At 67.5% G+C, this 25632-nt stretch carries 32 protein-coding genes; 27 read left to right on the forward strand and 5 right to left on the reverse strand.

Annotated features, from left to right (window positions below; translation table 11 throughout):
* Positions 1–80 precede the first annotated feature (80 nt).
* The 5 genes from FHY02_RS16280 (at position 81) to FHY02_RS16300 (ending at position 2833) form a co-directional block, all read left to right on the forward strand.
* Positions 81–1064, forward strand: coding sequence for a hypothetical protein (locus tag FHY02_RS16280; protein WP_183924072.1), 984 nt, complete (start codon positions 81–83; stop codon positions 1062–1064).
* Positions 1065–1119: 55 nt separating this feature from the next.
* Entirely contained in the window at positions 1120–1416 is a 297-nt protein-coding gene (locus tag FHY02_RS16285) for a hypothetical protein (RefSeq protein WP_183924074.1), read from the forward strand.
* 212 nt (positions 1417–1628) lie between these two features.
* Positions 1629–2189 carry a DUF1996 domain-containing protein gene (locus FHY02_RS16290; protein WP_183924076.1) on the forward strand — a complete coding sequence of 187 codons (561 nt, stop codon included), beginning with the start codon at positions 1629–1631 and terminating at the stop codon, positions 2187–2189.
* Positions 2183–2407, forward strand: a complete 225-nt coding sequence (locus tag FHY02_RS16295; RefSeq protein ID WP_183924078.1) for a hypothetical protein — start codon at positions 2183–2185, stop codon at positions 2405–2407. The genes FHY02_RS16290 and FHY02_RS16295 overlap by 7 nt, the downstream gene beginning before the upstream one ends.
* A 54-nt stretch (positions 2408–2461) precedes the next feature.
* Positions 2462–2833 carry a hypothetical protein gene (locus tag FHY02_RS16300; RefSeq protein WP_183924080.1) on the forward strand — a complete coding sequence of 124 codons (372 nt, stop codon included), beginning with the start codon at positions 2462–2464 and terminating at the stop codon, positions 2831–2833.
* Between the two features lie 5 nt (positions 2834–2838).
* On the opposite strand, the gene FHY02_RS23070 is transcribed toward FHY02_RS16300, so the two are convergent.
* Together FHY02_RS23070 and FHY02_RS16310 are read right to left on the reverse strand one after the other, a co-directional pair.
* Entirely contained in the window at positions 2839–3354 is a 516-nt protein-coding gene (locus FHY02_RS23070) for a PEPxxWA-CTERM sorting domain-containing protein (protein ID WP_260172949.1), read from the reverse strand.
* A gap of 233 nt (positions 3355–3587) precedes the next feature.
* On the reverse strand, positions 3588–3782 hold the full coding sequence (locus tag FHY02_RS16310; protein ID WP_183924084.1) for a hypothetical protein: 195 nt from the start codon (positions 3780–3782) through the stop codon (positions 3588–3590).
* Positions 3783–4191: 409 nt separating this feature from the next.
* On the opposite strand from FHY02_RS16310, the gene FHY02_RS16315 reads away from it, so the two are divergent.
* Positions 4192–4425 (forward strand): hypothetical protein, encoded by a 234-nt coding sequence (locus FHY02_RS16315; protein WP_183924086.1) that lies wholly within the window; start codon positions 4192–4194, stop codon positions 4423–4425.
* 262 nt (positions 4426–4687) lie between these two features.
* Here the strand turns inward: FHY02_RS16315 and FHY02_RS16320 are convergent, their stop codons facing one another.
* Positions 4688–5302 (reverse strand): PEPxxWA-CTERM sorting domain-containing protein, encoded by a 615-nt coding sequence (locus FHY02_RS16320; protein WP_260172950.1) that lies wholly within the window; start codon positions 5300–5302, stop codon positions 4688–4690.
* A 633-nt stretch (positions 5303–5935) separates the two neighbouring features.
* Between FHY02_RS16320 and FHY02_RS16325 the strand changes: the two genes are divergently transcribed.
* From FHY02_RS16325 to FHY02_RS16360, 8 genes are all read left to right on the forward strand, one after another.
* Positions 5936–6280: an acyltransferase family protein gene (locus tag FHY02_RS16325; RefSeq protein WP_183924088.1), complete on the forward strand. Its 345-nt coding sequence runs from the start codon at positions 5936–5938 to the stop codon at positions 6278–6280.
* 1136 nt (positions 6281–7416) lie between these two features.
* On the forward strand, positions 7417–7620 hold the full coding sequence (locus FHY02_RS16330; RefSeq protein ID WP_183924090.1) for a hypothetical protein: 204 nt from the start codon (positions 7417–7419) through the stop codon (positions 7618–7620).
* A 126-nt stretch (positions 7621–7746) separates the two neighbouring features.
* Positions 7747–8097, forward strand: a complete 351-nt coding sequence (locus tag FHY02_RS16335) for a hypothetical protein (RefSeq protein ID WP_183924092.1) — start codon at positions 7747–7749, stop codon at positions 8095–8097.
* Positions 8079–8705: a hypothetical protein gene (locus FHY02_RS16340; RefSeq protein WP_183924094.1), complete on the forward strand. Its 627-nt coding sequence runs from the start codon at positions 8079–8081 to the stop codon at positions 8703–8705. Before FHY02_RS16335 ends, FHY02_RS16340 begins: the two co-directional genes overlap by 19 nt.
* Before the next feature lie 705 nt (positions 8706–9410).
* Positions 9411–9572: a hypothetical protein gene (locus FHY02_RS16345; RefSeq protein WP_183924096.1), complete on the forward strand. Its 162-nt coding sequence runs from the start codon at positions 9411–9413 to the stop codon at positions 9570–9572.
* 134 nt (positions 9573–9706) lie between these two features.
* Entirely contained in the window at positions 9707–10153 is a 447-nt protein-coding gene (locus tag FHY02_RS16350; protein ID WP_183924098.1) for a hypothetical protein, read from the forward strand.
* Between the two features lie 210 nt (positions 10154–10363).
* Positions 10364–10498: a type II toxin-antitoxin system prevent-host-death family antitoxin gene (locus tag FHY02_RS23350; RefSeq protein ID WP_183924101.1), complete on the forward strand. Its 135-nt coding sequence runs from the start codon at positions 10364–10366 to the stop codon at positions 10496–10498.
* A 119-nt stretch (positions 10499–10617) separates the two neighbouring features.
* The gene (locus FHY02_RS16360; RefSeq protein ID WP_183924103.1) at positions 10618–11046 is read left to right on the forward strand and encodes a type II toxin-antitoxin system VapC family toxin; all 429 of its coding nucleotides are present in this window, start codon (positions 10618–10620) and stop codon (positions 11044–11046) included.
* 23 nt (positions 11047–11069) lie between these two features.
* Here FHY02_RS16360 and FHY02_RS16365 read toward each other — a convergent pair whose 3' ends face one another.
* On the reverse strand, positions 11070–12338 hold the full coding sequence (locus FHY02_RS16365) for a glycosyl hydrolase (RefSeq protein ID WP_183924104.1): 1269 nt from the start codon (positions 12336–12338) through the stop codon (positions 11070–11072).
* Between the two features lie 35 nt (positions 12339–12373).
* Positions 12374–12646, reverse strand: a complete 273-nt coding sequence (locus FHY02_RS16370; protein WP_183924106.1) for a WGR domain-containing protein — start codon at positions 12644–12646, stop codon at positions 12374–12376.
* 277 nt (positions 12647–12923) lie between these two features.
* Between FHY02_RS16370 and FHY02_RS16375 the strand changes: the two genes are divergently transcribed.
* The 13 genes from FHY02_RS16375 (at position 12924) to FHY02_RS23355 (ending at position 25555) form a co-directional block, all read left to right on the forward strand.
* Positions 12924–13565, forward strand: coding sequence for a PEPxxWA-CTERM sorting domain-containing protein (locus tag FHY02_RS16375; protein ID WP_260172951.1), 642 nt, complete (start codon positions 12924–12926; stop codon positions 13563–13565).
* A 149-nt stretch (positions 13566–13714) separates the two neighbouring features.
* A complete protein-coding gene (locus tag FHY02_RS16380) occupies positions 13715–13966 on the forward strand; it encodes a type II toxin-antitoxin system ParD family antitoxin (protein WP_183924107.1) in 252 nt (83 codons plus the stop codon).
* Positions 13963–14271, forward strand: coding sequence for a type II toxin-antitoxin system RelE/ParE family toxin (locus FHY02_RS16385; RefSeq protein ID WP_183924109.1), 309 nt, complete (start codon positions 13963–13965; stop codon positions 14269–14271). Before FHY02_RS16380 ends, FHY02_RS16385 begins: the two co-directional genes overlap by 4 nt.
* A 391-nt stretch (positions 14272–14662) precedes the next feature.
* Positions 14663–15049 (forward strand): hypothetical protein, encoded by a 387-nt coding sequence (locus FHY02_RS16390; protein ID WP_183924111.1) that lies wholly within the window; start codon positions 14663–14665, stop codon positions 15047–15049.
* Between the two features lie 415 nt (positions 15050–15464).
* Entirely contained in the window at positions 15465–16328 is an 864-nt protein-coding gene (locus tag FHY02_RS16395) for a beta-1,6-N-acetylglucosaminyltransferase (protein WP_183924113.1), read from the forward strand.
* Positions 16325–17290 (forward strand): glycosyltransferase family 2 protein, encoded by a 966-nt coding sequence (locus tag FHY02_RS16400; protein ID WP_183924115.1) that lies wholly within the window; start codon positions 16325–16327, stop codon positions 17288–17290. The genes FHY02_RS16395 and FHY02_RS16400 overlap by 4 nt, the downstream gene beginning before the upstream one ends.
* Before the next feature lie 433 nt (positions 17291–17723).
* A complete protein-coding gene (locus FHY02_RS16405) occupies positions 17724–18152 on the forward strand; it encodes a sugar transferase (RefSeq protein ID WP_183924117.1) in 429 nt (142 codons plus the stop codon).
* Positions 18153–18234: 82 nt separating this feature from the next.
* A complete protein-coding gene (locus FHY02_RS16410) occupies positions 18235–19434 on the forward strand; it encodes a glycosyltransferase (RefSeq protein WP_183924119.1) in 1200 nt (399 codons plus the stop codon).
* Positions 19431–20558 carry a glycosyltransferase gene (locus FHY02_RS16415; protein ID WP_183924121.1) on the forward strand — a complete coding sequence of 376 codons (1128 nt, stop codon included), beginning with the start codon at positions 19431–19433 and terminating at the stop codon, positions 20556–20558. The genes FHY02_RS16410 and FHY02_RS16415 overlap by 4 nt, the downstream gene beginning before the upstream one ends.
* Positions 20555–21568, forward strand: a complete 1014-nt coding sequence (locus FHY02_RS16420; RefSeq protein WP_183924123.1) for a glycosyltransferase family 2 protein — start codon at positions 20555–20557, stop codon at positions 21566–21568. The genes FHY02_RS16415 and FHY02_RS16420 overlap by 4 nt, the downstream gene beginning before the upstream one ends.
* On the forward strand, positions 21568–22122 hold the full coding sequence (locus tag FHY02_RS16425) for a polysaccharide biosynthesis/export family protein (RefSeq protein ID WP_183924125.1): 555 nt from the start codon (positions 21568–21570) through the stop codon (positions 22120–22122). Before FHY02_RS16420 ends, FHY02_RS16425 begins: the two co-directional genes overlap by 1 nt.
* The gene (locus FHY02_RS16430; protein WP_183924128.1) at positions 22122–23405 is read left to right on the forward strand and encodes an outer membrane beta-barrel protein; all 1284 of its coding nucleotides are present in this window, start codon (positions 22122–22124) and stop codon (positions 23403–23405) included. Before FHY02_RS16425 ends, FHY02_RS16430 begins: the two co-directional genes overlap by 1 nt.
* Positions 23402–25555 carry a polysaccharide biosynthesis tyrosine autokinase gene (locus FHY02_RS23355; protein ID WP_183924130.1) on the forward strand — a complete coding sequence of 718 codons (2154 nt, stop codon included), beginning with the start codon at positions 23402–23404 and terminating at the stop codon, positions 25553–25555. The genes FHY02_RS16430 and FHY02_RS23355 overlap by 4 nt, the downstream gene beginning before the upstream one ends.
* The last annotated feature ends 77 nt before the right edge of the window (positions 25556–25632 follow it).

Below are 25632 nucleotides of genomic sequence, written 5' to 3' on the forward strand. Positions count from 1 at the left end.
AATCCCAACTTCTACTACTTCGCACAGGGTCACGGAACACGGGTGACAACGCGAACGTCTACATTCTCAAGCTGGAAAGCATGTTCGCGGCGATAAAGCAGCAGTTCCCTTGGGACTGGCGTTTCCTGATCGAGCCGCTGTGCGATAACGGCAACCTTGCCGGCGACGGCGGTGCCTTCCAGCAGATCCGCGTCGCACAGCATCAGTACGCTCTCGGCAACGTCGCACGCGGTGTCTGGAGAGTCGGCAGCGTCAATGATTTGAAACTGGTCGATAAGGTCCACGCCACCTCGGACAGCGGCGGTATGGGCAAGCAGGCCGAGCGCATCGCGCGTACAGTCAACTGGCTGATGGGCGCGGAGCCAACCTCGTCGATCGGGCCGCGTCCGACCGGTGTGGCGGTCAGTGACGTCAATGTAGACGTCAGCTTCGCGCACAATGGCGGCAGCGCGTTAAAGGCCGCGCAGGCGGGCGACATCACCGGTTTCGAGGTGGCGTTGGCGTCTGATGGCAGCTTCGGGAACAAGCTGGCGATCAGCTCGGTAACCGTGCTGGATGCGGCGCGGGTTCGTATCGTGCTGCAAACCGCACCCGGTGCAGCAGTGCGCGTGCGCAACCAGTGGGGCAATCCGGGGCCGACAACGACTCCGCTCGATGCCAATGGGTACATCGCCGGCGTCAGCAATCCGCTGTACGACAATCGCGAGCCGGCGTTGAATACCACGCTGGTTTTCCCGCGATGTTTACGATGGACGATCTCGTGTCGGCGTAAATCCACCGCCAACTCGGTCACGATGGGAACGCTGCCTGAATTCGGGGCCGAATTCAGTTCCTCACCGACTGCACTCACGCGCTCGCCGGCCAGACCGTCGACCTCCCGCAGTATCCGCCATGATCCGTTTGCTACTCGCCGCGGCGCTCGCGCTGCTGGTCGCCTCGCCCGCGTCGGGTCAGATCGACAAGGGCTGCTACAACTACAGCGGGGCGAACGTCGCTACCGCGAAGAGCGTCGACAAGCTGCGGGCGGACATCGCCTGCTTCGTCCGGGTCAAGGCCAAGGCTGACGACAGCATCGCCGACCGCGAGAAGCGGATCGCGCAACTGACCGCGCCGAAGCCTGTGCCGAGGCGCGCCGGTCTCGTCGCCGAGGGTGACAGCATCACGCTCAAGTGGGGCGGCAACTACGTCGGCCAGTACGAGGCCGCGCACCCGAAGGTGAAGCTGACCGCGCTCGCGGTCGCGGGCTCGCGGATCAGCGACACGGGCGGGGGCAACGGCATGCTCCAGCGGCTGCCGACGCTGATCGCCGCTGAGCCGGCCGTGGTCTCGATCCTCAACGGGGCGAACGACCTCGGCGACGGCCAATACCCGACCCCCAAGGCGTGGCTCGCCGCGCTGTGGAGCTATGTCGGCTAGGTGAAGGCAACCGGCGCGAAGGTGGTCGTTGGCACCGTGCTGCCGATCTGCCTGGATGGGGCGCATTACGCCGACTATGTCGCGCGCCACGCTCAGCGCCGGCCGATCGTCAACGCCGCGATCCGTGCCGCTGTCGGATCCAAGATCGACGGCGTGTTCGACATCGCCGGCGCGCTCGGCGGCGACCGCGTGCCTTGCACCGACCGGACGTTGTGGCCGCAGCCGTCGACCGCGCGCTCGGCGGCGCGCCCGCCGCTTCCACTCCGGCACTCGCCGCGGGCGTGGGCGACACGGTCGAGCCGGCGCCGATCAGTGTGCCGGTCACCGCTCAGCCGGCGGCGATCGCCAGCAACTTCGACGCGGCGAAGGTGCTGGTCACCGTTCCGATCCCGCCGAGCGGCGCGCCCGACATCGTTGGCGCCTTCCGGTTCATCTGCGCCGCGGGTCAGCTGCGCTATGACGATCCGGTCGTCTTCCCGGGCCAGCCCGACAAGAGCCACCTTCACCAGTTCTATGGGAATGAGAGCGCAGATGCCTACAGCACCTTCGCCTCGCTTCGGACGACCGGCGAGTCGACGTGCGTCAACAAGCTGAACCGGTCCGCCTACTGGATGCCGGCGATACTGGACGGTCGCGGCAACGTGGCGCGTCCCGACTTCGTGTCGATCTACTACAGCGCCTGCCCGCCAGCGATCCGCGGTGCCAGCAGCGCGGGAAGGCCTGCGTCGACCTGCCCCGCGGCCTGCACTTCGTGTTCGGCTACGACATGGTGACCGGAACCCAGCCGACCGGCGCCTACTACCTCAACTGCCAGGGCGCGCCGAACGCGGTGCCGGGCCACTATAAAGGCCTGACCGTCGCAGCGCCGATGTGCGGGCCGACCCCGGCGGGTGCCGGCGAGCCGAACCGCCTCGGCGCGATCATCAACGCGCCGGAGTGCTGGCACGGCCGCGAGCTCGACACGTCGAACCACCGCGACCACATGGCGTAGCAGCGCTATGAGAAGGACGGGCAGCCGCACTGCCCCGCGACTCACCCCTATATCGTGCCGACCTTCACGCTCGGCGCCTGGTACGACGTCGGCAATGTGTCGATTGGTCAGCCCGGCTCTGTCTCGTCGTGGTCGATCTCGAGCAATGCGATGAACATGGGCGGCAAGGTCACCCAGATGACGCCGGGTTCGACCTTCCACGCGGACTGGGACGGCGCGTGGGACGACGCCACCATGCGGACCTGGACCGACAACAGCATCAACAAGCTGCTCAACTGCTCGGCGGCCGACCTCGGCAACGAAACGATGATGCAGCAGGACCGGCCCCTGACCTACCGCGCCAGCCCGCGTCTGGTGCCGATCTCCGGCGCGGCCGTAGCCCTTGCACCCGCGGCGCTGATGCTGAGCCGAGCTCGCCGCGGGTGAGCGGATTATCGTGCGCCTAATACGACGTCCTGCTTCCGCCGACGCATGGCAAAGCCGATCGCTGAGAAGCCCGCGACCATCATCGCCCAAGTCGCAGGTTCAGGAACTGCCGCGGCGACGGCTTTGATGGTGAGCGTACCGCCAGTAAATCCGGGGTTGCCCGCTGCAACGATGTAAGACCCGGAGGCGAACACCGGCTTGGTCGTGTCCGAGCTAAATACCTGCGGACCCCTGGTGTCGGCGAAAAGATCCGAATTCTGGTATATAGAGAAGCCGCCTAGAGCCGAAGAAACGTAGAACGTTATCTGAGCAACGCTTTTACCATCTGCGGAGCTGGTGCTGACGTTATCGAACTCAACGTAATCGTCACCAGAATAATCAGGAGCAGAGCTGTTAACTAGCGTGAAGCTTATGCTTTGTGAGCTATTAAGGGCTACGAAGTCGAACAGGAGAGGAGCTGCTGCTGCTGGGCACGAGGTGATTGCACTTGCTAATAGCGCGGCAGCGATTGAGCGCGTCATATACGGTCCCCTCATCGTAACCCGCAGCGCGACGAGCGGGATGCAGAACCGCGTCCATGGGCAGCTACCTTGCTAGCACGGCGGCCTTGGGCATCAACCATATCTAAATAAATGAGAGCGATAAGGAGGCGTCGGACCTGAACAAGCCGACGGGCTGCGCCAGTCGTCTTCGTCGCCGGCTGGCGCAGCCTTCCTTACTCCGCTTCTGATCGCTCCAGGAAGCCTATTGCGATCTACGCGAGCTCGCGGAAGCGGATGTTCCACAGCTCGCCGGCGTTCGCCCAGCTGCGCGCCCGCTGGGTGTCATCCTGCAGGCTCTCCCACAGCTCTTCGGCCAATCGCTGGACCAAGCCCGCGCGGTCTGTTGAGCTGCAGATCAGGCAGCTGCCCGAATTGTGCCCGTCGCCGGCGTGTGGGTGATCGGTCATAGGGTGCTCGCTTCTGTCCGGTCGCGTCGGTCAGGGACTCGGCGCTCCCGGTCGCCCGGTTAGTTGCAGCCTTCCAGCGGCCGATCAAGTCTTTCCGTTCCTGCTACGTTCCGGCATTATGGTCGTATGGTCGGGCCCTCGAAGACGCTTCAGGACCTCCGCCGAGTGGAGGGCGCGGTGCGCGTGACCTGCCGCGCATGCTAGGCGGTTAGCAGCACGACCTCGAGGAGCTGATCATTGATCGCCGCTTTCGCCGGCTCTCGATGGAGTGGGAGGCGGTGCGCCACGGCATGCAGTGCCATGAGTGCGGGGCGAACGACACACGGGTCGACAGGGTGCCGTTCGGGCAGGACGACGTCGAGCAACGCGCGCGCCGATCCCGCGCTTTGCTGATGAACTTGGCGCTGAAGTGCTCGATGACGCCAGTCGCCGCGCGTGCGACGAGGACGTCTGTGTGCCCGCCACCCGGCTCGCCCTCCGCGTGCTGCGCCCCTACCTGCCGGACCGCGAGCTGCTGGTGCCGTTCTGGACCGCGGCAGAGATTGAGGGCGGGAAGCCGCATGGGCCGGCGCTCCAGGCCATGCGGTGGATCGTCACCAAGCTGGTCGACGCCGGGCATCCGATGTGGGCGGAGTTCCGGTGAGCGGCGCTCCTCCGAGTTGCCCTGCTCGTCCATGCACGTCTTGAACGTAGTCGACCCGACGCACTGCGCAGACGCAGGAGCCATGCCGTTCACGTCACGCTTCCCTTCGAGCCCATTCCGCTCGCCTGACGTCTCAGACCCACGCTCTGCCCGGCCGGCATGCCCGATCGGGAATGTCCGGTGGAACGGAACTGGGAATGGAGAAAAGGAAGGGCGCCCCTGGACGATGTCCGGAGGCGCCCACACCCGACGGGCCGACCGGTCAGGCGGCGACGGCGGTGCCGCGCGAGGAACGGCGACGCAGGGACGCGCCCACGGCGCCGAAGCCCAGGATCATGAGGCCCCAGGTCGCCGGCTCGGGGACCGCGGACGAGAGCGTCACGTTGTCCACCTCGAAGGCGGGCGAGCCCGAGTAGATGCGCAGGCCGTAGATGGCCTGGCTGTCGCTGGTCAGCGAGATGCGGGTGCCCGCGACGCCGTTGGCGACCGGCGCCTTGGCGCCCGACAGGGTGAAAAACGCGTTGCCGACCGCGTCGAGCAGCGCGAAGTTGTTGTAGCTGTCGATGGTGCCCCAGTCGAACGAGATCGTCTTGTAGCCGACGTCCGAGAAGATCGACGCCGAACCGGTGCCGGCCGACGAGTTCGAGGTCAGGTAGTTCGACGAGCCGGTCGGATTGGCGCCGTACGAGTTGCTGGCCGACTGGATCAGGCCACCGACGACGCGGACGCCCTTGGGCAGATCCTTGTCGAACGTGATGGTCGTGCCCTCCTTGGGGGCGGTGCCGATCGGCGCGAAGTCGTAGGAGACAGCCGCCTGCGCGCCGGTGGACAGGAACGAGGCAGCGACGGCCGCTAGGACGAGCTTCATCTTGGTCATGAAGGTATTCCCCTTTTGAAGGCAGAGCGAGACCCCTCGCTGGCGGGACCCGATCCATAGGATAACGGAGACACTTTCGTAAATCCCGGTCCACCCTCGGAAGCAGCTCGGCGATGACGTTCGCGGTTCGATTTTGGTACAGCTTGAGGCCGAGGTGCTCAATGACGTGGTGGCTATATCGCAGCACCATGGGTGAGCCGCTTCCAGCCATTTGTTCACCTGCAACCGCCACCGATCCCTTAACTTCTAAGCGTTCTGCAAGGCAGGTATCGTCCGACAGCGTGTGCGGGAGCCCGCGGCGGAGACCGGGCGGGGAAGCCGCACGGGCCGGCGCTCCAGCCGATGCGGTGGATCGTCACCAAGCTGGTCGACGCCGGGCACCCGGTCTGGGCGGAGTTCCGGTGAGACATACTACGTCACTGGCTTTCGGAGATCGATCAACCGATAAGTGACGAGCCGCGCCCATCCCTTAAGGACCGGCTGCTGTTGCCGTACTGGGAAGAGCTGGGGCGGTTTACGCCGACCTGGGCGCGGCGAAGCGGGCAGCACCTCAACAGTGCCGATTAACGAGCGGGCGCCGCTGGAGAAGCCGCGGGTGCTATGGGAGCGCTTGGCCGATGGCGTGACGAAGGCGTGTGCTACTATCGCACCTTCCTCGAGGGTCGCGTCCGCAACGTGGTGATCCCCTATCTGATCGTCTCGGCCCCAGCGGTCGCGGTGTACGTGTTCGGGCACAAGACGCACCCGCACGTCGATCTCAGCCAGCTGGCGGCTTGGCAGCTGCCGCTGTACCTCTACGCCACCGGACTTCACCTCGGACCGCTGTGGTTCGTGCCGATAATCATGATCATCTACGCCGCCACGCCGCTGCTGCGCCTGATCGACCGCCACAACGCCTACTGGCTGGCGCTGCCGCTCGCGATGATTGGCTCGTTGACGCTATTCGAGCGACTTGAGTTCAACGAGATACCTATTTAACAGAATCACTTAACCCCACTGCACGGATGAACAGCAGGGAAGGGGAATGCGGAATTAACCCAAAAGGCAATGCGTTCTGGCTACCGTCGTCACAGGAGCGGCCTAACGGCCGCAGGCTTCCGGGGGGAAACCAAGCCGTTCCGGTGGTGTGTGCCTGTCAGGCGTTATGCTCGTCGAAGGCGCTTGCCACGGGTGAGCGCGATCAGGCGGAAGCAGGCAAACCGGTCGACCGGGGTTTGATATGGTAGCGATCTCTGCGGCGACGCGAACAATCCGCCCCTAGCCTTCGACCGCGCGCTACTCGGCTTCGCGACGGATCAGTTCGGAGTCACTGCTGACCTTGCGCGCGGCGTCACCGGCACGGTGCTGCTGTTCAACGGTCAGGATTGTCGCCGTCGGATCCCGATGTAAGCCCCCTCCGGATCACGGTCCATCGGTCCGGCAGGGAGACAACTGCCGAACGGAGGGCCAGCAGGTAAGGCACGGCTTCGCTTCGAAGACGCGATGCTCTGGCGCAGCCTTGTTTTCACAGGGCGAAAATTGCCCCGGAGAGGGACCTCCAGACCACGAAAAGGCGCATATTGAAGGCCAGGTGCGTTTTGGACGGTAGTAGCGCCTGCAGCGGCTCTGGCGGCCATCTCACACCATCGGTCGAGCAGGACCTCGGATCACCGGCTTCGTTGCCAACGGTGTGAAAAGCCGAGGGCTCGTATTGGCCTTCAGGCACCCCGCTTGCGGCGAGGGGGCGAAACCTCCATTCTGTATATAACCTATCGGGAGACAGACCATGGAACTGTTCGACCGCATCAGCGCCTGGTTCGAGGATCGACCGGTCCCGCCGCCCCCGCCGGCATCGATCGAGACGCCGATATCAATCCCGCGACCGGGTTGCCAACGGTTGCAGGTGTCGGCTCACCAGACGTCGCCCGCAATCCGTACGGCGTCGACATGCACCGGCACAATCTCGATTGATACGATTGCTGGTCCAGCAGCTTCGACGACAACTTCCACCGTCATGACAACGGGTTCTCTTCCCACAGCTACAATCGCGGTCATGATCCCTGGAGAGAATGACCGGACTCGCTTATGGTCGTGCATGGATCCGATGATCATCGCTACGCCGGAGTGGATTTGTCATGACGACGGCCGCCTCACCTCACCTCGACATCGGCGAACAGCTGGCCCATATCGACAGGGTACAGGCGGAGATCCATCGTACGCAGGCGGAGCTGGCCGCGGTGAAGCTCGAGACGCGGTTCTTTCCGGTCCTCGGCCAGGCTACCCTAGCCGCTCTCGCGCTCATGGCGACGGGCGCTTTCATCGCCAGTTGTCTGGGCTGATCGAACCCGGCTGGATCTGATCCCAGCGACGTCCCGGGTACCTGATACCGGCGCGAGTAACGCCCTCGAGGTCCGACCATTGAGGAATGCCGATCAGCATCGTTGCCCATTTCCTGGTCGGCATGGATGAGCGACGACGAACAGCCACCCTTGTCCGGTGTGCGCTATACCGCACTCCAGCTGCGTGAGCTGAGCGTCCGCCGGCTTGTCGATCATCTCGCGCCGGCCCTGCTCGCAGCGGACGCCGCGGGCCAGGCGATCGTCGAACGGGTGCTGCGCGAAAACCCGCTGGGGAAGGGCGAAACCTTCGGCTTCGAGACCTGCCTTCACATTTGGGATATCGAGGCACGCGATCCATATGAACAGACGGTCCAGGACACGGCCAAGGCGCTCGGCAACACCGACGATCTCAGGCTCTTCGGCACGATCATGGCTAGGCCGGAAACCATCTCGCGGCCGTGCTCTGGTTCCTCCTGAAAGGCATTCGGTATCGGGCGCTGGAGGATGAAGAATTTTCCGGCCAGATCGGCGATGAGGCCGTCTGGCTGGTCGAGCTTTTGTTGGACGATCTGGCGGACGAGGATGCGTTGGGCGGCGACGATCCGCTCGCCCTGCTGTTCGCCCATCTGTACCGGCGCTTTCAGGCGAACACCGGCCACAGGACGCGGCCTCTGCCGATCGAATATGTCAGCGAGAATGGGCACGTCCTCGCCTTCGATGGCGACGATGCTGCGGCCTCGTTCGACGTCGGCATTCTGCTGTCCGCCGCCTGCGACAAAGGCGGCCAGGCGACGCGGCTTTCCGATCTGCTGGGACAGTCGGCACGGCATTGGCCACAGGCGGCCTCCGGCCTCCGGCCTCCGGCCTCCGGTCGCTGCGTCAGAAAGGCCTGCTTGAGTCCACCGGTTTCGAGACGCCCCCAGCAGGCCATGAAGCGGCCCGCGAACTGGGCGGTAACTACCTCTCGGAACCTGTCATGCCCTCCGATCCCGAGGCGTCGAAGAAGCGCCATAACTGATCATGCTGCACGTCCGGCCAGACGTCGCTTCCAGCTTGACCGGCGCACCATCGTCAGCGCCTTCTAACGGCTCCATCTGGGCATCGCGTTGGTGTTGCGCGACGGAGCCGGATCGGCGTCACCGAAGCGAGTTTTAACGCCCGATCGGACGGCGCTCCCTGCCTCTGCCGAAGACACCGGTGGATCCTCACATCTGAGCAGGGATCGTCGCCACTTGGCATGCGGAAATATCCTATCGGCTGGCGCTCCGTGGTACCCCTCCGGAAACCTGGACTTCATCAGGTCGAGTTATCGCGACGGCTGAAGAGGCAGGCAGCCAAGTCCTCCCCAGTCGGGATGGTTTTATGTTGAACACACATCTCACGCTGCGTTTGTCCGACCACGAACGAGCGGATTGAGATCGGGCAGCATTCAATCGGGGTGTCTCCCGGTCCGAAATGATCCGCTTGGCGCTCAGCTACGGACTGCCAGTCGTCACGGCCAACCACTCCTTCAACGTGAACCGGGTGCTCCTCATTCTGGAGCAATTATCGGCGTCGATGGACCTCATCATCACGCGCGACCACCTGACTACGGGGAGAAGATTATCGACATTGCTCACGAGCGTGTGGAGGCACACCACCTGGTCCGTTCCTAATTCGATCAAACAGCAGCCGGTGAGCGGAAATGCTCGCTCTCCGGCTGTGATCCAAAGCGCGGAAAGTAGGGGTAGGGAACTTTGCCGGGGAGCCCGACAAAACGGGCGGTAGAGTGTTGTAGAGGCAAGATCCGCATGAGCAGCTATCGCCGCCAGATCCTCGAGGTCACCAACCGCCATGTGGTGATTAGTCTGATGCTCGATCGGGGCTTGAACACGTTCTGTCCGGTTTATGACGGCGGGGTCGATTTACCCTCCAGCGCGATCACGACGGCACGCTCTGCAAGGTGCCATTGAAGAGCCGCTGGTTTATCGACCGGAAATATCCCGAACGGCGATCGGGATGGCGTTTTCGATCAACGGCTAGGAGGTCGATATCGCCACCCACGAGGCCGGGCAGATAGGCTGGACCGGCGAGGAGATCAGGGCCGATGTACGGGTGGAATAACCGGGGTGTCGCTCTTGCGGATTTGATCGCCTTTGCGTGGTCTGCGCCGATCCCTGAGCTCGCCACGTGCGTCGGCATGTCGGATGTTGGCCTCAAGAAGCTGCTGCGCTCGTATGGTGTCTCCGGACCGCCCCAGGGACACTGGAACCGGGTCCATGCAGGTCGCCCGGTGCCGGCGCCGCCTGCGGCTCCGGCCCGCGCACCGGGGCAGCGTCCGTACCTTCATGTCGATGGCCGTCTTGTCGATCTGCCGGAAGCCGATCTGCCATCATCCGCCGGACCCTTTGCGACCGTCAAAGTGCCCGAAGACCTCGAGGAGCTGCGTGATCGTGAACTGAAGACGATCGGTCGAGCGGCGTCTGCTGCGAAGATTACGGTGCCGCATCTGGCGATCCAGACATCGCTCGAGCGGGGACAGCATCGGCAATGATTGCTTCGACGTTCGAGAAGCTTCCCATTACCTCCCCCGGCAAGATCGCCGGCAGCGATGACTGCCGCCTTTCGGGGGTGTGTGTTACAATTTCGTCATCGAGTCAGAGGTCGTCCATGATCGTGGGCAAGGCCTCCGTGGCGGTCGGGCTGCTTTACAACCTGAATACCGAAACCTATGTAGTTATATAACTACCTCCAGGAGGCGCCAGTGCCGCCAGCGACGTTCACCAGCAGGGATTTTAATTGCGAGCCCAGCCGCATCAAACGCGCCGCAAAGCAGGGACCGGTCATCATCACCGAGCGCAACCGACCGGACATCGTCGTCATTTCCTATGAGCGTTAGGCGTCGCTTACCGGCAACGGCCGCTCGTTCCTCGATCGCATCGGCATGGCCGGTCTGTCCGGGATCGATCTCGACGCGTCGTTGCCACGCGATCCTCCGCGCGGCGCAGACTTCGGCTGATGTTCCTCATCGACACCAACGTCGTCTCCGAATTGAGGAAGCTCTCCGACGGTCGTGCCGACCGCGCGGTGGTCGCCTGGTTTGCCGCGGTGGAAGAGGGCAGCCTCCACCTCTCGGTCGTGACGCTCATGGAGCTCGAACTCGGGATAGCGCGCCTCGACCGGCGTGACCCCGTCCAGGCGGACATGCTCAGGCGCTGGCTGCAGCACCATGTCAGGCCCGCCTTTGCAGAGCGCGTCCTGCCGATCACGAGCGAGATCGCCTCGCGCTGCGCGCTTCTGCGTGATCCGGACCCACGGCCACAGCAGGATGCGTGGCTCGCCGCGACGGCGCTCGTGCATGGGCTCGGCATCGTCACCCGCAACGTCGCCGATTTCGCGAACACCGGCGTCGCCATCAGTAATCCGTGGGAGCATCGTCCGGCCTGATCGCCGGGCCGGTCGCCCGCCCACTACTGCGCGTTGATGAACGCCGTCCACGCCGCGGCCGTCGCCGTCCGCGTCGGCACGCCGGTGAAGCGCCACGCGCCGTCGCTGGCGTTATAGTCCCAGATCACCACATGATCGATCGTGCCGCCCTTCGCGACGTGATCGGCGAGGCGCGTGCGCAGATAGGCGGGGAATTCCGGATCGTCGGCCGGGCCGGTGTCGCCGTCGTTACCGCCCACCCCGGTCTCGCCCAGCCCGAACGGCTTGCGGCGCTGGAGCGCGAAGTCGAGCGCCTGCGCCAGGCCCCAGCCGCTGCCCGTGGCGCTCCACTGCGTCGCGCCGGGATAGTCCCAGAACTTTATGCGGTTGGCGGCGCTCTTCGCCCATTCCGTCTTAGACGCCGCATCCTTGCGGGTCGTCCAGTCATAGAGCGTGGGCGGATAGACGCGGCTGTAGATGTCCGACGCGATTACGTCGACATATTGGTCGCCCGGATAGGCCGCAGCCACCGACTGGGCGGACCAGTTGATGCTCGCCGGATTCCACACGACCAGCACCTTCACCCCCGGCACCGCGTGCATCACGTCGGCGACGCGCGCGAACGCCTTCTTCCACAGGTCCAGCGTGGCGGCGTCGTTGCCGAAATTGTCCGGCATGAAATTGCCGTTGAACTCGTACGAGATGCGGAAGCGCAGCTCGGTATAGCCTGCGTCGCGCCAGGCGGTGACGACGTCGCGATACACCTGGTCGCGCTGGCCCGCGATGATCTCGCGGAAGGCGTTGCCCTGCTTGTTCCAGTAGGCGTTGGTCGACAGCTTGATGCCGATCACCGGCTTCATCCCCGCCACGCGCTTGGACTGGTTGAACGACCAGGCGAACCAGCTCGCGTTGCTCTTCCACTGACTCCAGTCCTGGCTGAAATCGGTGAAGGTGCCGAAGAATTGCGGGGTGCGGCGCAGCTGCTTCACCGACGCGTCCCAATCGGCCTGGAAACGCGCCATCGCCGCGCTGTCGTTGCCTTGCGGATTGCCGACGTAGAGGCCGTAGGGGACCAGCGCGGCGCCGGTGACGCCGGGCGCCAGCGTCGGGGTGGCGACGGAGACCGCTGTCGCGTCGGGCGGGGGCGTCGGCGATGGTGCCGGGGTTGGCGCCGGAGTCGGCGAGGGTGACAGGGCGGGCGCGGCCGACACGACGGTGACGCCCGACTTCTGCGCGGATTGCCCGCCGCACGCCCCCAGCAGCAGGAGCAGCGGCGCGGACTTCCACGAGACGGCGTTGAGGCGATTTATCATGCCCGCGTTCGTAAGCCATCGGGGTTAAAACCGATTTAAGCCGCAACCGTCGGCACACAGGCGACGCCGATCCGCCGCGGCGCGCTCGCCCGCTGCCGCAAGGCGGCGCGGACATAGGCGAGCGCGGCCCCCTCCTCCGCGAAGCTGCGTACCAGCGTCCGCCCGCGCGTGCCGATCCGCCTCCAGCCCGTCTCCACCACGATCCGCCCGAACAGGTCGCGCGCGGCGACCACGCGCCAGCGCTGTCTGAGATTGCGTGCCGGATCGATCGCGACCAGCTCGATGGGCATGAAGGGCAATGTCTCCATGCCGGAGATCCTAGCCGTGTGGCGGATGCGTGTCCGACGACTTGTCTGAATCAGTGGCGCGAGATTGATTCACGCAATCGATGGCGCTGGCTCAAAATGCAACACGTTATGTGTTCGCACGGCCACAGTCGCGTCCGTTATCGACGGATCGCCGCTGGGTTTGATCGACTCGCCCGATGATTTAGGTTACCGGAGAGTTCATATACCCACTCGGGCCTCGTTGATAACGTCCAGCAGGGCAAAGCCCGCTGGTCTCATGATATTGGGAGAACATACCATGCGGATCGTAGCGATTGCGACGGCGCTTGCCCTTGGACTGTCCGCCACGCCGGCGATGGCGGCCCCGATCATCGACTTCACCGGCGGGTTCGGCGGGCCGGTCGCCGGCACCACCGTGTTCCAGACCTTTGACAGCCTGAAGGCGGGTTCGTCGATCGGCACCTTCGCCAACGTCTATGACGTGAACAGCGACAAGGGCGCGCGCCCGGCGTTCGGCAGCACCGGCAATTTCGCCGCGGTGCTGGGCGGCGGCACCTACAGCGTGTCGTTCGGCCCGACCGACGTCTTCGCCTTCGTGCTCGGCTCGCTCGACCGCTACAACCAGCTGACGCTCAAGTTCGCCGACAGCACCAGCCGCGTGTACAACGGCGGGGAGATCGTGGGCGGCGAGAGCTATGCGGCCGGCAACCAGGCCGCCGCCAGCAGCAACGGCACCGTCAGCTACACCGTCAACGGCGGGCCGGCGATTATCGGCGCGGTGTTCAAGTCCGACACCAACTCGTTCGAGTTCGACAATCTGGCGACGGGCGGCCCCGCCGTGCCCGAGCCGGCGACCTGGGGCATGATGATTCTGGGCTTCGGCGCGATCGGCGCCGCGATGCGCCGTCGCCGCGAGCGCAACGCCGGCGCGATCGCCTGATCCATCCTGCGCATCGCCGCGAGGCAAGACGCCGTCCGCACCTGCGGGCGGCGTTTTTGCTGGCGGCCTGATGCCGACCGCCCTGCTTACAGCGCTAGTGGTCAGGAGGCTCGGCGAGCACTATGATAAAATCATATTGGAGTTGCCTCATGCCTGCCAAGGCCGTTACAGTCACGTTGGGTGACATGACCACCCATGCCGAGCGCCACCTTGCGTCAAGCCGGTTCGCATCCATGAGCGAAGTCGTGCGAGCTGGGCTGCGCGCGCTTGACCGCGAGGAAGCTGCACTCGATGAACTCGTCCGCTCGCGGGTTGCCGACGCACCTGCCGATCCTCGGCCGATGATCGATGCGGCAGAGGGCTTCGCGCAGGTGCGAGCAGCCGTTGCGCGCGGCGATTGAGCCATGTCGTCCGGTTGTCCCCGCTTGCCATCGAGGATCTGATCGACCTGAATCGATGGATTGCAGCCGAAGCCAATAAACGGATCGCGGGCGGCGATATCAATCGCATCGAGACACAGATCAGGAGCTTGGCAGACCATGCGGCGGGCGTCAACGTGGCGGTACTCGATCCCGCCGCGCTGAAGCCCCCGCCCCGCCCGCATTCGAGCTGGGCGTTCCTCGCCACCGGCGGCGACGGCCTGCTCGCCACCCGCGAGATGAGCGCCGACGCGCTGCGCGTCACCGCGAGGGGTTTTCCACTGTAAGATTGTCGAGGTGTCGACATGGCGACAGACATTATGGCAGCGTCCCGAGATCCATCCTGCGCGGACGCTGGCCACCCGTCCTCTCGTGGGCGGCCGCCCCTTGCGCGGGGAGCGCGGCGCGTAAGGCCCTAACCGATACGATTAGCGACGCCGGGACAGGTGCATGACACACCGCTCCCTGCCCGCCGTCCAGTCGGTAGCGGTGGAGGATGACCATCTTCACGTCCAGTTCCGCTAGTACACACCCTAGGATCCTGCTCGTCGCACTCACCCCGGTCGCGCTGCTCGCCGCCGGGTGCGATCGGGCGGGCAGCGCCACGGCCGGGGTCGCCACCGCGGTCGAGCCGGGATCGCGGCCTCTCCCATTTCCCCCGCCAAAGCGGCCGCGCCGATGAAGGCGGCCCCGGCCGAAACTCCCGCCGTGCTCAATGCCGCCGATCTGGCGCGGGCGGTGGCGGGGGCGAAGAAGGCGCCCTTTCCGGCCGGGGTGGCCGGCATCGGCGGCATGACCTGCTCGCCCGGCACGCTCAGCGGGACCAGCCCCGAGTCGCGTGCCCTGACGCTGACGCTGCCGGCGGACGCGGCCGCGCGCCGCCACGTGCTGGCGGTGGTGACGCCGGAACGCGGGCTGCTGGAAATCTACTCGCCCTATGACAACGCCGCGGCGAAGGCCGGCGACCTCATCGTGCCGTCGCAGGCCATCTCCTGGTCCAAGGCGCGCACGCAGCACCGCTTCGCCGTCGGCACCGACGATCTGGACGGCCTGCGCCGCGGTTAGACCATGCCGGAGGTGCTGTTCTTGGAGCCCGGCCGCTACCGGTTCGCGCGGGTCAACGGCATCGACGCCGCGCAACTGAAATCCAACCGTACGGAGGTGAAGGTGACCGCGGCCTGCTCGGTCGACTGGGCGCCGCAGGACGGCATAGGCCGCCCGGCCCGGCCCTTATCCACCGCGCGCCCGACCGTTGCCGCCGGCGCACCATCAGCCTGCTTTCCACGGACCAGGCGGCGACCGGCTTTTCCTACACGGCCGGTTTGCGTCATCCCTGCCGGTAATGCCACATCGCCGCCATCCGCTTCGTCCGCGCCGGACGCTTTTCGGGTCGCGGTCGATCCGGTCTCCGGGGGTGGTGCAATGCCCCCTCGTCCGGTAAGGACGCCACGTCCCGTCCACAGCCCCGGTCCCCATCGCAATGAGCGCCCGCGTCGCGTGGTTCATCATGGTGCATCACAAGCCCGAGCAGTTTGCCTGGCTGATGAATGCGCTCGACAGCGCTGATGACACGATCATCATCCACGTCGATCTGAAATCGCGGCTGGGGCTGAAGAAGGATCGCCGCGGGCTGATGCGCGAGGTGCGCCGCATCTGCGCGGGACGGCCTAACGTGCATTTCATGCGCTCGCGCTTCACCAATTGGGGCGGCTGGTCGCTCTCGCGCACCCTGCTCGACGCGCTGCGGCTCGCGCTGCGGCTGGATCCCGACTGGACGCATTTCGTGAACCTCAGCGGCCAGTGCTATCCGCTGAAGCCCATGGCCGAGATCCGCCGCGAGATGGCGGAGGCGGGCGAGGCGGTGATGGTGGAGATGCGCCCCTTCGACACGCTGCCCGCCGACGATTGGCACCGCAACTGGCACCCGATGCTGGAATTGCCCGTCCGCGCGTTCAAGCTGCCCGGCCGGCGCCGCCCGCCGCGCGGCTTCGCGCTGGAGCACAAGGGCTCGCAATGGGTGGTGCTGCCGCGCGCCTTCTGCGCCTGGGCGATCACGGCGCCGCTCACGAAGCGGGTCGCCGCCTATCTGCGCAACCTGCTGCTCAGCGACGAGCTGGTGATCCAGGCGCTGGCGTGGAACGGGCCATTTCGCGAGCGCATCCGCGCCTATCGCCGCCACATCGTGTGGCCCGGTCCGAAGGTGCTGACCGGCAATGACCTGCCCGCGATCCGCGCCGGCGACGCCTGGTTCGGGCGCAAGTTCGACGCGAGGACCGACGTGGCGGTGCTCGACACGCTGGCGGCGCACATCGGCGCGACACCCGGCCCGGGATCGGCGCGATGACCGCGGTCTCGATCATCATGCCGGCGTATAATGCCGCGCGCTACATCGAGGAGGCGATCGCCTCCGCGCTAGTGCAGACGCTGGCCGACCTGGAGCTGATCGTGGTCGACGACGCCTCGACAGACAACACCGCCGCCATCGCCGAGCGGTTCGCCACCACGGACGCGCGCGTGCGCGTGCTGCGGCAGGCGGAGAATGCCGGTCCGTCCGCGGCGCGCAACCGCGGCCTGGGGGAAGCGCGCGGGCGCTGGATCGCGATCCTCGACGCCGACGACGCCTTCCTGCCCGATCGCCTCGCGCCGCTGGTGGCGCTGGGCGAGGCCCAGGCGCTCGACATGGTGGCCGACAATCTGCTGCTGGTGCCCGACGAGCATCCTGGCGCGGCGCGCGCGATGATCCCCGCCGGCCTGCTGTCCGAGCCGCGCGCCCTCCCCCTAGCCGAATTCGTCCGCCGCAACATCGCCGATGCGCGCTATCCCGGCTGCAACTTCGGTTTCCTGAAGCCGCTGTTCCGCGCCGGCTTCCTGCGCGAGCACGGCCTGCGCTACGACGAGCGGGTGCGCTTCGCGGAGGATTTCACGCTCTACGTCGCCTGTTTGCGGCGCGGCGCGCGCTGGTGGCTGATGCCGCAGGCGACCTATCGCTACCGGGTGCGCGGCGATTCGCTGACGCAGGTGCAGACGGTGCACGATCTGTCGCGGCTGCGCGAGGTGCAGGCCGCGCTGCTGGCCGACGCCGGCGACGACCGTGCCTTCGCCGCGACGGTGCGCCGCCACCAGCGGGTGGTGGACCGCTGCTATTATTATCGCTCCTTCACCGACGACGTGAAGGCGAAGCGCGTCGCGCCCGCGCTGCGCACCCTCATCTTCTCCCCCCGCAGCGCCGCGCTGATCGCGGAGGAGAGCCTGCGCCAGCTGCCCGTTATCGCCGCCAAGGCGCTGCGTGGGGGGTATTGGCGGTAGCGGGTGATGCAGCCGGGTTGAGACCGTCTGTCGTAGCCGGCGCGCGCCGGGATACGACGCAGGAAGGCCGCAATGTTGTGCGAGAATAGCGTCATGCCCGAACGAATCCCTGCGGTTCGAGGCAGGTTCTCCATCGTCCCATTTGCGATCATCGTCCCGGACCCCGTGCCATAACGGACGAGAAAAACGCACGCCGGTCGCGCCTTAGTCCCATAAAGGGAATGTACCGCCCGTCCCAGCGCGCCTCCAAGGGGAACTTTGTAGAGGATTCCCCCGCGGGTGGCGACGATCGGGACGAAATATGCCCGGCGCGAGGCGGATTGATGCTGCAACGCAAAAAACAGGGTGGCCTCCTGCGGTAATAATTTGGTAGGTATAATGTTGCAGAGCAGCTCCGGCTGTCAGTTACCGTAACGCAAAAGAGAACAAGCCAATGATCCGAAGCGGCGCGAGCTGGTTGAGCATGCCTGCTGCCATCAGCCAGCCGGCGGTGGTGCGGCAGAGCACCACCTTCTCCACCGACAATGCGACGAGCGGCGACGCCGATCTCGTGAGGCGCCTGCTCGATCTGGCGGTCGCGTCGATCGCGATCGTGCTGCTGTTGCCGGTGATGGCGGTCATGGCCCTGCTCATCTGGCTGACGGACTGGCATTCGCCGATCTTCGCCCAGCAGCGCGTCGGCCGCGGCGGGCAGATGTTCGCCTGCCTGAAGTTCCGCACGATGGTCTATGATTGCGCCCGCGTGCTGGCGGAGCATCTCGATCGCAATCACGTCTACAGCCGCTCCAAGTCGGTACGGTTCAACCTCATCATCATGTCACGCACCGTGCCGAGCGTGCTGCTACGGCGAGGCTCCTATTAACAGGATCCCCGGCGCGGTCGGCGACGGCCTGAACGCGCTTCTCCTCGATCCGGCGCTGTTCACCGCGCCCTATGATGCTGCCTTGTCGCGCGGGCTGTCCGCTGCCGGCGTCGCGCCGACGTGGCTGACGCGGCCGCTGCGCGTGGGCGAGGCGGCGGACCTACCGGCGCAGGACACGCGCACACTTTTCTACCGGCTGACCGACGGGCCGCGCCGGCGCCAGGGCAAGGCGGCGCGGCTGCTGAAGGGCGTCGAACATGCCGCGGGGCTCGCCGCCGCGCTGCGCCTGACGCGCCGGATGCGGCCCGATGTCGTCCATCTGCAATGGGCGGTGCTGCCCTTCCTCGATCGGATCGCGATCCGCCGCCTGCGTCGCCACGCGCCCGTCGTCGTCACCGTCCACGATGCGACGCCGTTCAACGGCAAGCAGGTGTCGGTCCTCCAGCGCGGCGGGTTCGCGCGCGCGCTCGCCGCGGCGGACCGGTTGATCGTCCACACCGATGGCGCGAAGGAGCAGCTCGCCGCGGCCGGGCTGCCGGCGGAGCGGATCGACGTGGTGCCGCACGGCCTGCTCGGCGCCGCCATTCCCGACCGTGCGCCCGCGACCGACGGCCGCTGGCGCATCGTCCAGTTCGGCCGCATCCAGCATTACAAGGGCGTCGATCTGCTGGTGGAGGCGCTCGGCCGGATCGATCCCGCCACCCGCGCGCGCATCAAGGTGGTGGTGGCGGGCGAGGCGCAGGTCGAGACCGCGCCGCTGATTGCGCGCGCCGCGGCGCTGGGGCTGGGTGAGGCGATCGACTTCCGCTTCGGCTTCCTGTCGAAGGACGCGATGGGCGCGCTGCTCGCCTCCGCCGACGCCTTCGTCTTCCCCTATCGTACGATTGAGGCGAGCGGCGTGCTTCACCTCGTCGCCGGGCTGCGCCGCTGGATCGTCGCGAGCGACACCGGTGCCTTTCCCGCCCTCGTCGGTCGCGACGGCGCGGCGGGCGCGCTCGTCGATCCCACCGACGCCGACGCGCTGGCCGCGGCGCTGATCGCCTCGATCGGCCGCGAGCCGTCGCGCGCGATCGACGCGGACGTGCCCGACTGGGCGACGATCGGGCGGCTGACGCGCGAGGTCTACGCACGGGCGCGGGCGGATTGGGTTGCCCATCGTCACCCCGGACACGTTCCGGGGTCCACTGGCCCGCGAGCGCTTTCGCAAGAGATCTCCGCCCCAGCGTCTGCCGCGCGGTGGGCCCCGGAACAGGTCCGGGGTGACGGTGGAACGACGCGATGAGCGTCAGACGGCTGCTGGCGCTGCACGACAGCGCGGCGTTCGGTGGGCATGAGCGGATTCTGCTCGATCTGCTGCCCGCCGCGCTCGACGGCGCGACGTTCGACGAACTCGCCTTCTACGTGCCAGAAGCCAACCGCCGCCTGCAGGACGCGCTGGCCGCGCTCGGCTCGCCGCGGCTGCGCGTTGAAACTTGGCCGTTCGAGAAGCGCCGCGCCGAGCCTTATCTCCACCCCTTCCGGCGCCGCTACGCCGCGGCGGTGCGCGCGATCGTCGCGCGCGAGGCGCCGCGGCTGATGCTGCTGGTGCAGGGCCGGATCGAGCATCTCGCGGTGCCGGCGCGCGTGCTGCCGCGCGATCTGCCGGTCGCCAGTTTCCTGCCGATGGCGCATCGCCTCACTGACATGGGGCGCAGCGGCGCGATCGGCGATCGGGTGCGGCGCCGGCTCTATCGCCGGCCCGACCTGTTCATCGTCCCCGACCCGGCGGTCGCGGCGCAGGTGGCCGCGGCGGGCGGCACCGCGCCGGTGCGCGTCGCCGCCAACGTCGTCGCTCCCGTCACCGCCGGCCGGGCGGAGGCGCGCGCGGCGCTGGACCTGCCGGCGGACGCGCAAGTCGCGCTGTTCCTGGGGCGGCTCGACACCGGGCAGAAGGGCGTCGACCTGCTGCTCGCCGCGATCGCCCGCGACGCCGATGCGCTGGCGGGAACGACCTTCCTGTTCGTCGGCGACGGCCCCGCCGCGCCCGACGTGGCGGCCGCGAAAGCCGCGCATCCCGCGATCGACATCCGCCACATCGGCTGGAGCGACCGGCCCGATCTGGCCATCGCCGCGGCCGACGTGCTGCTGATGCCGTCGCGCTGGGAGGGGCTGCCGCTCGCCATGCTGGAGGCGATGACCGCGCGCGTGCCGCTGCTCGCGTCGCCGATCGACGTGTTCGCCGCCTATCTGCCCCCCGCCAACCTCGCTGATTTCGCGGCCGTGCGCCTGTCGCAGGCGATCGCGCTGGCAACCGCGCCCGAGGCTCGCGCCGTCTATGACGCGCGTGCCGCGCAGGTGCTGGCGCCGCGCACCCTCGCCGCCTCGCGCGCCGCCTTCGCCGCGGCGCTGGCGGAGGCGGCGCGATGACCGCGGCGATCATCATCCCGACGCTGGACGAGGCGGCGCACATCGCCGCGCTGCTGGCGCAATGCGCCGCGCTGCCCGAGACGTTGGTGCGCGAGATACTGGTCGCCGACGGGGGCAGCCGCGACGCGACCCGCGCGCTGGTGGCGGAGGCAGCGAGCGCCGACCCGCGCATTCGCCTCGTCGACAATCCGCGCCGCATCCAGTCCGCCGGGATCAACGCCGCGGTCGCCGGGCTCGATCCCGCGGTTATCGCCTTCGTGCGGATCGACGCCCACGCCGACTATCCGGCCGATTACGTGCCGCGCGTGCTGGCCGAGCTGGCGCAAACCGGCGCCGACGTGCTGGCGACGCGGCTGCGGACCGAGGGGCGCACGCCGATGCAGCGCGCGATCGCGGTCGCCTCGAACAGCCCGTTCGGAGCGGGCGGCTCGGCGCACCGCCAGGGCGGCTATTCGGGCTGGGTCGATCACGGCCACCATGCGGGGTTCGACCGCGCGACGTTCGAGCGGCTGGGCGGCTATGACGAGACGTTCGTCGCCAACGAGGACGCCGAATATGACGCGCGGGTGCGCGCCGCGGGTGGGCGCATCTGGCTCGCGGGCGGGATCGAGGTGGGTTATTATCCGCGCCGCACCTTGTCGGCGCTCGCCCGCCAGTATCGCCGCTACGGCACCGGCCGCGCCGCCAATGCACTGAAGCATCGCGAGATCCGGCCGCGCCAGCTGATGCCGCCCGCAATGGTGGTGGCGCTCGCCTCTTCGCTTGTACTCGCGCTGTGGAGCCCTGCGGCATTGCTGGTGCCTGCCGCCTATCTCGCCGGCCTCGCGCTGGCGACCGCCATCCTCACCGCGCGCACCCGCCGGGTGGAAGCGTTGCTCGCCTTTCCCGCGCTGGCGACGATGCACCTGGCGTGGGGCGGCGGGTTCCTGGCCGCGCTGATCCGAGAACGGTTCCGGCGCGGCCATGTTCGTGCCACACAGGTGCGCGACGAGACGAGGGGGACGATATGATGAAGCGACTGGCGATCTTTCTTGGGGCCGCGCTGCTGGCGGCGTGCGCCGGCAATCAGGGTGTCGCGCCCGACGCGCCGCTGCCTGCGCGCGAGATCCCCGTCTATCGCCTCGCGGCCGACGACAAGCTGAAGATCACCGTCTTCGGCGAGGAGGGGCTGACCGGCGACTATACCGTGGGCAGCGACGGGCGGCTCGCCTATCCCCTGCTCGGCGCGGTGCCCGCCAAGGGGCTGACGCTCGCCGAGCTGACGCAGAAGCTGACCGCGGGCCTCTCCGCCTCGGTGCAGAACCCGCGCGTGTCGATCGAGATCACGCAATACCGCCCCTTCTTCATCCTGGGCGAGGTGAACCGGCCCGGCCAATATCCCTATCGCACCGGCCTGACGCTGAACGGCGCGGTGGCGACCGCGGGCGGCTACACCTATCGCGCCAACCAGAAGCACGTGCTGATCCAGCATTTCGGCGAGGCGGGCGAGCGCCGCTACGACATCACCGCCGACCTGCCGGTGCTGCCCGGCGACACAGTGCGCGTGCGCGAGCGCTTCTTCTGATGGCGCGCGCGCACGCGCTGGCGCTGACGTTGGTGCTGTTGCCCGCGGCGATGGCGGCGCATGCGCAGACGTTGCCGGACGATCAGAGCCTCGTCGTGTTCAACCGCTACGTGTCGGTGCGCGAGCGGCAGCTCAGGGGCTATGCGACGGCGGGCATTCCGCTCTCCAGCTTCACGCTGAACCCGTCGCTAGACGCCAACGTCCAGTATAACGACAACGTGCTGGCGCTGGAGGACCATCCGCGCGGCGACGTGCTGGCGCGGCTGACGCCGTCGATCAACGCGAACTCCAACTGGTCGGACAGCGTGCTGTCGCTCAGCGCCACCGCCGACGTCGATCGCTACGCCAAGCTCACCACCGAGAACAGCATCAACACGAACCTGTCCGCCTATGGCTGGCACGACCTGTCGCGCAGCACGCGCTTCCGCACGCTCGTCCGCTTCCAATCGCTGCGTGAATCGCGCGAGGCGCAGGACGTGTTCGTGCTGACTCGCCGGCCGATCCGTTTCCGCACGCTGGAACTGGCGGTGGGGGCGCGGCAGCGCTTCGCCAACAGCCAGGTGCAGGCGGACGCCTATGTGGTGAAGAGCGACTTCGACGATGCGGTGCGCCGCAGCGATGGCGCGGCGGTGGACCAGGATTTCCGCGACAGCGTGCTGAAGCGCGGGCGCGTGCGTGCCGAGTTCGCCGCGTCGCCCGCCTTCGCTTGGTTCGCGCAGGGCACCTACAGCAAGCGCGACTTCCGCCTGCGCGCCCGCGATCCGCTGGCCAGCGCACGTGAATCGGAAACCGTCGAGCTGCTGGCCGGTGCCCGCTTCGAGCTGCCTGTGCTGGCGCGCGGCGAGGTGGGCATCGGCTACACCCGCGGCAGCTACCGCGCCGAGCGGTTCACGCCCGTGTCGGGGCTGGCGGTGCGTACCGAGGTGACGTTCCTGCCCACCCAGCTCACCAACGTCGTGGTGACGGCGGAGCGGACGGTGAACGACACCGGCCTGCCCACGTCGAGCGGCTACGCCAGCCTGGTGGGCGGCGTGCGCGTCGATCACGAGCTGCTGCGACAGCTGCTGCTGAGTGCGGGCGTCCGCTACCAGCGCGACAGCTTCAACGGCGTCGACCGCGACGACAATCGCGTCGAACTGTCGGCGTCGGCGGCCTACCGGCTCAAACCCAATGTCTCGGCACGGGTCAGTGCCAGCCGCACCGACCTGTCATCCAACGGCGGCGACGCCTACAGGTCGTTCGTGGCCAATCGTTTCCTCTTTGGCGTAGGTGTGCGTCCGTGACCGATCCCGACCGGCTCGACGTGCTGCCGCGCAACCGCGCGCTGGTGAACCAGCCCGAAACCGCGACGGGCGTCGTCACCGACGCCGCGCGCCGCTCGTTCGCAACGCTGCGCCGGCGCTGGCTGCCGGCGCTGGCGGTGTTCGCCTTGGTGCTGGGTGCGGTCGTTTTCTACACTTGGCGCCAGCCCCTCGCCTATACCGCCACCGCCAGCCTGGTGGTGAACGCGCGCGTGCTGGACGTCGTGTCGCCCGAGAAGGGGGTGGTGCCCAAGGCGTCGGACAGCGACGCGGCGGTCAATACCGAGGTGCAGATCCTGCAATCGCGCGAGGTCGCGCAGCGCGTCGCCGCTACGCTCGCGGCACGCGATCCCAACTTCGCCACGCGCGTCACCGGCCAGCCGCAGCCCGCCGCAAACCGCCTCGTCGCCAACGTGCTGCAAGGGCGGCTCGCGGTGCGCCGTCCCGGCGACACCAACGTGCTGAGCGTGAACTACACCGCCCCCGATCCCGAGCTGGCCGCGGCGGTGGCCAACACGTTCGGCACCGAATATCTCGCCGTCAAGGCGGGCACCCGGCTGGGCGCGGCGCGCTCCGCCGGCACCGACATCGGCCGCCAGATCGACACGCTGCGCGCCCAGGTGGAGGCGGCGGAGGCGTCAGTGGCACAGTACAAGGCGGCCAACAACCTGCTCTCCGCCGAGGGATCGACGCTGACCGAGCAGGAAGTGTCGCTCTACCGTCAGCAGGAGGCGACCGCCAACACCACGCTGGCCGAGGATCGCGCCCGGCTGAACACCGCGCGCGCGCAGCTTCGCAGCGGATCGACCGGCGAGGACGTGGGCGAGGCGCTGGGATCGTCGGTGATCGGGGGCCTGCGCCAGCAGCAAGCGCAGCTGAGCGGCAAGGTGGCCGAGCTGCGCACCCGCTACAAGGACGGCTATCCCGATCTCGAAAAGGCCAAGCAGCAGCTCGCCGACGTCAACCAGGCGATCCAGGCCGAGATCCGGCGCGTCATCTCCAACCTGGAGGCGCGCGTCTCCGTGTCGCAGCAGCGTGCCGCAACGGCGAGCGGCATCCTGGGCGGCGCGCAGAGCCAGCTCACCGCCAACAATGCCGCATCGGTGCGGCTGGGCGAGCTGCAGCGCCGCTCCGACGCGCTGAAGGCCACCTATCAGGCGATGATGGAGCGCCGCAACGCGGTGACCAGCGGGGCGATGATCGGCACCGACGACGCGCGCGTCTTCTCGCCCGCGCAGGTGCCGGAGAATCCCTCCTCCCCCAATCGCAAGCTCAACCTGGTGATCGGCGCGCTGCTGGCGACGGTGCTGGCGGGCATCACCGTCGCATTGCTCCAGATGTTCGACCGCGGCATCGCCACCTCGCGCGATGCCGAGCGGCTGCTGGGGCTGCGCCACCTAGCCAACTGGCCGCTGCTGCGATCGATCGCCACGCGCGAGGAGCGCGGCATCGCGCCGGCCGACTTCGCGATCGAGCGCCCCTTGTCGATGGTGGCGGAGGCGGCGCGCAACATCCTGGTCGCGGTGGAGGGGGAAAAGGTGATCGCGGTCACCTCCTCGCGGCCCGAGGAGGGCAAGACGACGCTCGCCATCAGCCTGGCGCGGATGGCGGCGCTGGGTGGACGGCGCGTGGTGCTGGTCGACGGCGACATCCGCCGCGGCCGGGTGTGCCCCGCGCTCGGTATCCAGCCCCGCGCGGGCGTGGTGGAGGTGATGGCGGGCGGCGCGACGCTGAAGGAGGCGCTGGTGCAGGATGAGGCGAGCGGCGCCTGGGTGCTGCCCGCGCTGGTGCAGCGCTACACCGCGGCGCAATTCGGCGCGGCGGAGCGGTTCGACGATCTCGTCGCCATGCTCGCGCCGCTGTTCGACACGGTGATCGTCGACACGCCGCCCGTGCTGGCCGCGGCGGAATCGCGCGCAATCGTCCAGAACGTCGACGCGGTGGTGTTCGCGGTGCGCTGGAACAAGACGCTGCTGCCGGTGGTGCGCGCCGCGCTGAAGCGGCTGCGCGACGTCGACGTGGAGCCGGTGGGCGTGGTGCTGACGATGGCCGACCTGCGCGCGATCTCGCGCTACGGCATCGACGACGTCGACTATAACTACAAGGCCTACAAGAACTACGGCTACAGCTGAGCCATGCCGCGATCACGACCTGCCGTCGCGGCGCCGGGCCTTGCCGGCGGTCGTCGCAGAGGAACGGGCCGGACGCC

The sequence above is a fragment of the Sphingomonas sp. BK069 genome, from assembly GCF_014193405.1.
Lineage (GTDB): Bacteria > Pseudomonadota > Alphaproteobacteria > Sphingomonadales > Sphingomonadaceae > Sphingomonas.

Coding starts and splice junctions, on each gene's coding strand:
- FHY02_RS16365 (WP_183924104.1), bottom strand. CDS start 12,338: ATGATAAATCGCCTCAACGCCGTCTCGTGGAAGTCCGCGCCGCTGCTC.
- FHY02_RS16430 (WP_183924128.1), top strand. CDS start 22,122: ATGGCGCGCGCGCACGCGCTGGCGCTGACGTTGGTGCTGTTGCCCGCG.
- FHY02_RS16425 (WP_183924125.1), top strand. CDS start 21,568: ATGAAGCGACTGGCGATCTTTCTTGGGGCCGCGCTGCTGGCGGCGTGC.
- FHY02_RS16360 (WP_183924103.1), top strand. CDS start 10,618: ATGTTCCTCATCGACACCAACGTCGTCTCCGAATTGAGGAAGCTCTCC.
- FHY02_RS16350 (WP_183924098.1), top strand. CDS start 9,707: ATGTACGGGTGGAATAACCGGGGTGTCGCTCTTGCGGATTTGATCGCC.
- FHY02_RS16345 (WP_183924096.1), top strand. CDS start 9,411: ATGAGCAGCTATCGCCGCCAGATCCTCGAGGTCACCAACCGCCATGTG.
- FHY02_RS16295 (WP_183924078.1), top strand. CDS start 2,183: ATGGTGACCGGAACCCAGCCGACCGGCGCCTACTACCTCAACTGCCAG.
- FHY02_RS16415 (WP_183924121.1), top strand. CDS start 19,431: ATGAGCGTCAGACGGCTGCTGGCGCTGCACGACAGCGCGGCGTTCGGT.
- FHY02_RS16370 (WP_183924106.1), bottom strand. CDS start 12,646: ATGGAGACATTGCCCTTCATGCCCATCGAGCTGGTCGCGATCGATCCG.
- FHY02_RS16400 (WP_183924115.1), top strand. CDS start 16,325: ATGACCGCGGTCTCGATCATCATGCCGGCGTATAATGCCGCGCGCTAC.
- FHY02_RS16375 (WP_260172951.1), top strand. CDS start 12,924: ATGCGGATCGTAGCGATTGCGACGGCGCTTGCCCTTGGACTGTCCGCC.
- FHY02_RS16390 (WP_183924111.1), top strand. CDS start 14,663: ATGAAGGCGGCCCCGGCCGAAACTCCCGCCGTGCTCAATGCCGCCGAT.
- FHY02_RS16310 (WP_183924084.1), bottom strand. CDS start 3,782: ATGACCGATCACCCACACGCCGGCGACGGGCACAATTCGGGCAGCTGC.
- FHY02_RS16320 (WP_260172950.1), bottom strand. CDS start 5,302: ATGACCAAGATGAAGCTCGTCCTAGCGGCCGTCGCTGCCTCGTTCCTG.
- FHY02_RS16330 (WP_183924090.1), top strand. CDS start 7,417: ATGACGACGGCCGCCTCACCTCACCTCGACATCGGCGAACAGCTGGCC.
- FHY02_RS16335 (WP_183924092.1), top strand. CDS start 7,747: ATGAGCGACGACGAACAGCCACCCTTGTCCGGTGTGCGCTATACCGCA.
- FHY02_RS16280 (WP_183924072.1), top strand. CDS start 81: ATGTTCGCGGCGATAAAGCAGCAGTTCCCTTGGGACTGGCGTTTCCTG.
- FHY02_RS16420 (WP_183924123.1), top strand. CDS start 20,555: ATGACCGCGGCGATCATCATCCCGACGCTGGACGAGGCGGCGCACATC.
- FHY02_RS16395 (WP_183924113.1), top strand. CDS start 15,465: ATGAGCGCCCGCGTCGCGTGGTTCATCATGGTGCATCACAAGCCCGAG.
- FHY02_RS16380 (WP_183924107.1), top strand. CDS start 13,715: ATGCCTGCCAAGGCCGTTACAGTCACGTTGGGTGACATGACCACCCAT.
- FHY02_RS16405 (WP_183924117.1), top strand. CDS start 17,724: ATGATCCGAAGCGGCGCGAGCTGGTTGAGCATGCCTGCTGCCATCAGC.
- FHY02_RS23070 (WP_260172949.1), bottom strand. CDS start 3,354: ATGACGCGCTCAATCGCTGCCGCGCTATTAGCAAGTGCAATCACCTCG.